6 protein-coding genes are annotated in these 4,440 nt (G+C 29.5%); 4 read left to right on the top strand and 2 right to left on the bottom strand.

From position 1 onward, the window contains the following. Both U9R42_03595 and U9R42_03590 read right to left on the bottom strand, forming a co-directional pair. Positions 1 to 215: type II toxin-antitoxin system RelE/ParE family toxin (locus tag U9R42_03595; GenBank protein ID MEA3495100.1), on the bottom strand; the 215-nt coding region annotated here is incomplete at its 3' end. Further along, positions 212 to 445: an addiction module protein gene (locus U9R42_03590; protein MEA3495099.1), complete on the bottom strand. Its 234-nt coding sequence runs from the start codon at positions 443 to 445 to the stop codon at positions 212 to 214. The genes U9R42_03595 and U9R42_03590, both read right to left, overlap by 4 nt. Before the next feature lie 245 nt (positions 446 to 690). Here U9R42_03590 and U9R42_03585 point away from each other — a divergent pair, with 245 nt between their 5' ends. From U9R42_03585 to neuB, 4 genes are all read left to right on the top strand, one after another. Continuing rightward, complete coding sequence (locus U9R42_03585) at positions 691 to 1,665, top strand: NAD(P)-dependent oxidoreductase (protein ID MEA3495098.1); 975 nt, start codon at positions 691 to 693, stop codon at positions 1,663 to 1,665. 12 nt (positions 1,666 to 1,677) lie between these two features. Continuing rightward, positions 1,678 to 2,838, top strand: a complete 1,161-nt coding sequence (locus U9R42_03580; GenBank protein MEA3495097.1) for a LegC family aminotransferase — start codon at positions 1,678 to 1,680, stop codon at positions 2,836 to 2,838. A gap of 11 nt (positions 2,839 to 2,849) precedes the next feature. Further along, complete coding sequence (locus U9R42_03575; GenBank protein ID MEA3495096.1) at positions 2,850 to 3,485, top strand: acetyltransferase; 636 nt, start codon at positions 2,850 to 2,852, stop codon at positions 3,483 to 3,485. Continuing rightward, a partial coding sequence (gene neuB, locus U9R42_03570; protein MEA3495095.1) for an N-acetylneuraminate synthase occupies positions 3,482 to 4,440 on the top strand: 959 nt, incomplete at its 3' end. The genes U9R42_03575 and neuB, both read left to right, overlap by 4 nt.

The raw sequence follows: 4,440 nt of genomic DNA, 5'->3' as shown, positions 1-4,440 counted from the left end.
ATAACAACAAATGGGAATTTATTAACTATTGCTTGTCGAAATTCTTTGTATTTTTCTGCAAATATTTTTGGATTTAATTGAATGGAAGAAAGATAGTTTTCTAAAGATTCCAGAAACCTTTTACCAAGGTTTATTTTTTTTTCTTCATAAAATAAATAAGCATCAAAGATTTCATTTTTAGCTTCTTCCTTAATTGTGAAATTAAAATTTTTCATTTTGAAGAATTTCTTAGACTGTCTTTTACTTCATTCCAAGAAAAAGATTGACTTTCATTGTTAAGGTGCTTGTTTTCTCTTTCATCAAGTATGTTCTTTTGTTCATCAGATAAAGTAAAACTATTAATTGAATCTTTTTCTCCAATTTTAATAAAATCAAGTGTTTTAATAAAATCAATAAATGCTTGAGCTTTATTGTTTGAAGTATCAATGTTAATTGTAAACTGCATATTCTTAAATCCTTTTATCTAATTTTAATAATAAACAAAATAGTCAATCTTAAATTCATTTACAAAAATACGATAATTATAAGTTAAATCCCAAAATAACATTAATAAAGCTTAAATAGCCCCCCTTATATAAAAGCAATATTTTTAATGTTTTAAATTGATAATAAAAACAAATCACAAATTCTTCAATAGTAAATCCTAAATCTTCTTGTAACTTTGTGCGAAATTGAAAATTGAAAATATAAATGAAAAAAGTACTTGTAACAGGCGGAGCCGGATATATTGGAAGCGTATTAGTGAGGTTGTTATTAAAATCAGGATATAAAGTAAGAGTTTTAGATAATTTGCGTTTTGGTGGAGAACAGATTATTGAATTACTAAATGAAAATAATTTTGAATTTATAAAAGGAGATGTAAGGAATGATGAGGATGTAAAAAAAGCTTTGGCAGGCATTGATTATGTTGCTCATCTTGCTGCTATTGTTGGAGACCCTGCTTGTTCTAAAGAACCTGAGTTGGCAAAGGAAACAAATCTGGAAGCATCAAAAAGAGTTTATGACCTTGCTAATGAAGCAGGAGTTGAAAAATTTGTTTTTGCTTCTACATGTAGTAATTATGGTAAAATGCCTGACCCTTCACAGTTTGTTGTTGAAACATCGGAGTTAAAACCTATTTCTCTTTATGCCGAAACAAAAGTAGCAGTTGAAAAATATTTATTGAATCAAGATGCTAACAATGACTGTAAACCAACTTGTCTTAGATTTTCAACCGTTTATGGTATTTCTCCAAGAATGCGTTTTGATTTAACAGTTAATGATTTTACAAAAGAATTGGCACTAGGTAGAACTCTTAAAGTTTTTGGGGAACAATTCTGGAGACCTTATTGTCATGTGGTTGACCTTGCAAGAAGTATTATTGAAATTTTTAAAAGTAAAGAATCACAAGTTGCTTTTAATGTATTTAATGTTGGGAATACTGATGAAAACTATACAAAACAAATGATTGTTGATGAGATTAAGAATCAGTTGCCTGATGCCAAGATTGAATATGTAGAAAAAAATGAAGACCCAAGAGATTATCGTGTTTCTTTTGACAAAATCAAAAAACAATTAGGCTTTGAAATTACATTTACTGTTCCTGACGGGATAAAACAATTAATTAAAATATTGAAAGAGGGATTTATTGATAATCCTGATAGTCAAAAATATAAGAATATATAAAAAGTAAAGAAATTGAAAGAATACTCAGAAAAGTTTAAAGAAATAGTTAGGTTCGTTAGAGAGACTTTTAAAACCGATGAATTTATTCCTTTACACGAGCCACGTTTTCAGGGGAATGAAAAAAAATACGTAAATGAATGCATTGATACAACATTTGTGTCAAGTGTTGGAAAATATGTTGACAGATTTGAAGAAATGACTGCCAAATATTGCGGAGCAAAATATGCTGTTGCCGTGGGAAATGGAACAGCAGCTTTGCATGTTACACTTATGCTTGCAGGAGTAACTGAAAATGATGAAGTAATTACACAGCCTTTAACTTTTGTAGCTACGGCAAATGCAATTTCTTATTTAAGAGCTCAACCTGTATTCGTTGATGTTGATTTAGATACTCTTGGAATATCTCCTTCCAAACTTAATGAATTCTTTGAAAAACGTACTGAAATTAGGAATGATGGATTTTGTTATAATAAAATAACAAACAGAAAAATATCTGCATGTTTGCCAATGCATACTTTTGGCAATCCTTTGAGGATAAAAGAAATTGTTGAGATTTGTGAAAAAAATAATGTAATTGTAATTGAAGATGCCGCTGAATCAATAGGTAGTAAAGTTGAAGGAAAGCATAGTGGTACTTTTGGATTGCTAGGAATATTAAGTTTTAATGGAAATAAAATAATTACAACAGGCGGAGGGGGGATGATTATTACTGACAATAAAAAACTTGCAGCAACGGCAAAGCATTTAACTACAACGGCAAAAATTCCGCATAAATGGGAGTATGTTCATGATATGATTGGTTTTAATTACAGATTACCAAATATTAATGCTGCCTTAGGATGTGCTCAGCTTGAAGGTATTGATAAATATTTAAAAAATAAAAAAGAATTATTTGATTTATATAAAAACTTTTTGGAAAAGATAGATGTTCAATTTGTTAAGCCTATTGGAGGTACAGTTTCCAATCATTGGCTTAATGCAATTATTCTGAAAAATTTTGATGAAAGGAATTCATTCTTGGAATATACAAATTTAAAAGCTGTAATGACACGCCCAATTTGGCGATTACTCCATAAGCTTGAGATGTTTAAAGATAGTCATGTTGAGAATATTGAGAATGCTGAGTGGTTGGAGAAAAGGGTTGTAAATATTCCGAGTAGTGTGAGATTATAAAATTTTGTAAAATGAAAAAAGAATTGATTTTAATAGGTGGTGGAGGGCATTGTAAATCATGTATTGATGTCATTGAAAAGGAAAAAAAGTTTCAAATTGTAGGAATTTTAGACGTTGAATTAAAAATCGGAGATGAGGTTTTGGGATATAAAATCATTGGATCAGATGAGAATATTTATGATTTTTCAAAAAAGTATTCTAATTTTTTTATTACTGTCGGTCATATCAAATATGTTTCTTTACGAAAAAAACTTTTTGATAAACTAAAAGAATTAAATTTAAAACTACCTGTAATAATTTCTCCAAAGGCTGTTGTGTCTGAGCATGCAGTTATTGGTGAAGGTAGTATAATTTCACATAATTCAGTAATAAATGCTGAAGCAAAAATTGGTAAAAACAACATAATTAATACAGGGGCAATCATTGAGCATGAAAGTGAAATTGGTAATCATACTCAAATATCAACAGTTGCGATTGTAAACGGTCAATGCAAAATAGGTAGCAGATGCTTTATTGGCAGTAATGTTGTTATAAATAACAATCTTGAAATTGCTGATGATGTAATTATTGGGTCAGGCTCAGTAGTTATAAATTCTATTAAAGAATCCGGAATTTATGTAGGTAATCCGGCAAAAAGGATAAAATGATAGAAAAAACATTTATTATAGCAGAAGCAGGAGTTAATCATAACGGAAGTATTGAAACAGCCAAAAAACTTATAGATGTAGCTGTTGATGCAGGTGCTGATGCAGTAAAATTTCAGACTTTTATTGCTAAAGATTTAGTTAGTAAAAGTTCTCCAAAGGCAGAATATCAAAAAAAGACAACAAACAAAAAAGAATCGCAATTTGAAATGATAAAAAAACTTGAGATAAGTTTTGAAGATCATTTAGAACTTAAATCCTATTGTGAGAAAAAAAGAATTAAATTTCTTTCATCGGCTTTTGATTTAGATAGTATTGATTTGTTAGAAAAAATTGGGATGGATATTTATAAAATTCCATCAGGAGAAATTACAAATTTACCGTATCTTAGAAAAATTGGAAAACTTAATAAGAAAGTTATTTTATCAACTGGAATGGCATCGTTAGAAGAAATTGATAATGCCTTGAAAGTTATTACAAAATCAGGAACAAAAGATAAAGACATTACAGTTTTGCATTGTAATTCAGAATATCCTACACCAATGACTGATGTAAATCTAAAAGCAATGCTTCATATCAAAAACGAATTTGATATAAAGATAGGATACTCTGACCATACACTTGGAATAGAAGTTCCTGTTGCTGCTGTTGTTCTTGGAGCAAAAGTAATAGAAAAACATTTTACACTTGATAAAACAATGGATGGGCCTGACCACAAAGCTTCGCTTGAACCTGATGAACTTAAAGCTATGGTGGATGCTATAAGAAATATTGAAAAAGCAATGGGTGAGGGAATTAAAAAACCTTCTCCATCAGAATTGAAAAATAAAGATATAGCAAGAAAAAGTATTGTTGCAAAAATAAAGATTAAAAAAGGAGATATTTTCACTGAGGAAAATTTAGCAGTAAAAAGACCGGGAACAGGAATAAATCCTATGGAATGGGATAATGTTATTGG

The sequence above is a fragment of the Bacteroidota bacterium genome, from assembly GCA_034723125.1.
In the GTDB taxonomy this organism is placed as follows: Bacteria; Bacteroidota; Bacteroidia; order CAILMK01; family JAAYUY01; genus JAYEOP01.
This window is presented reverse-complemented; position numbering and strand designations above follow the sequence as displayed.